Genomic DNA, 1,387 nt, shown 5'->3' with positions numbered 1-1,387 from the left:
GCCGCCCTGATCAACTACAGCGCCACGTATGCGGTCGGGTTCCTCCTCTCCCTCTATCTCCAGTACATCCGTGGCTACGAACCCGCCGCCGCAGGCACCCTCCTCCTGGTCCAGCCGGTCATCCAGATCTTCGTCGCCCCGGTGGCGGGCCGCCTTGCCGACCGGATACGCCCCGGGCTCATCGCCGCAGGAGGACTCGCGCTCTCGGCCGCCTGCCTCTTCGGCCTTGCCGCGCTCTCGGAGACGACGCCGGTTGCGGCGATCATCGTGATCCTGGCCGTCCTGGGCGTCGGGGTCGGGCTCTTCTCGTCCCCGAACACCACCGCCGTCATGGGGAGCGTGGGGAAGCGCTACTATGGGAGCGCATCCGCGATGGTTGCGATGATGCGGTCGCTTGGGATGATGATGAGCATGGGGCTGGTCCTCGTGGTCTTTGCGGTCATCATGGGGTCGACCGTCGTCACACCGGCGATATTCCCGGAGTTCCTTGCGAGCATGAACCTGATATTCCTGGTATTTGCGGTTCTTTCGGTATTCGGCATCTTCTTATCCCTCAAAAAGAATGATTGAGGCTAAGGACGTGTCGTTTCAAAGAGAGGACCCCCTGGAACCCTAAAGAAACCGTTAAAGCCCCGGAGACCCTCTGATCTTTTTATCAGATGGAGCTCGCGATTGGGAAGGCCGGGGACCGTGACATCACGGTCGATGCCCAGGAGGTGGTCACAGGACGGACCTGCATCATCGCGCAGTCGGGTGCCGGGAAGAGCTGGGGCATCGCGGTCCTCTGCGAGCAGCTCCTCCAGGCGCGGATCGGGTTCTGCCTCATCGATACGGAGGGCGAATACTTCTCGCTCAAGGACCGGTTCTCCCTCATCTGGATCGGCTCAGGCGAGAGCTGTGACGCGGAGATCGGGAAGACTGATATCAGGGAGGTGATGCACGACGCGATCCGCTCCCGGACGGCGGTGATCTTCGATGTCTCGGAGGCAGAGGATATGCGCGACGAGGTGGCGAAGCTTGCCGAGATCCTCTACGACCTGGAGAGTAGACTGAAGCAGCCCTTCCTGCTGATCGTGGAGGAGGCTGACAAGTTCATCCCCCAGATTGGCGTCTCCATAAAAAAGATTGAGGAGATCTCCCGCCGGGGGCGGAAACGCGGGCTCGGGTTGATGGTCGCGACGCAGCGCCCGTCGCTCGTGGCAAAGAATGTCCTCTCGCAGTGCAACAGCCAGATCATCGGGAAGCTCTCGATCGAGAACGACTTAAAGGCAGTCAGCCTCTTCTTCTCGTCCCGGAAGGAGGTCGAGGAACTCGCAGAGCTTGAGCCGGGGGAGTTCTTCGTGATGGGCGGGCTCTCCCGGGAGAAGGTGAAGATGAAGTTCCGCGA

2 protein-coding genes are annotated in these 1,387 nt (G+C 61.4%); both read left to right on the top strand.

What is annotated here, in order from left to right; all coding sequences use genetic code 11:
* A partial coding sequence (locus tag BP858_RS06390; RefSeq protein ID WP_286879137.1) for an MFS transporter occupies positions 1 to 570 on the top strand: 570 nt, incomplete at its 5' end.
* An 89-nt stretch (positions 571 to 659) separates the two neighbouring features.
* On the top strand, positions 660 to 1,387 hold a 728-nt coding region (locus BP858_RS06385; protein ID WP_286879136.1), incomplete at its 3' end, for an ATP-binding protein.

Source organism: Methanoculleus sp. UBA413 (genome assembly GCF_002502935.1).
GTDB lineage: Archaea > Halobacteriota > Methanomicrobia > Methanomicrobiales > Methanoculleaceae > Methanoculleus > Methanoculleus bourgensis.
This window is presented reverse-complemented; position numbering and strand designations above follow the sequence as displayed.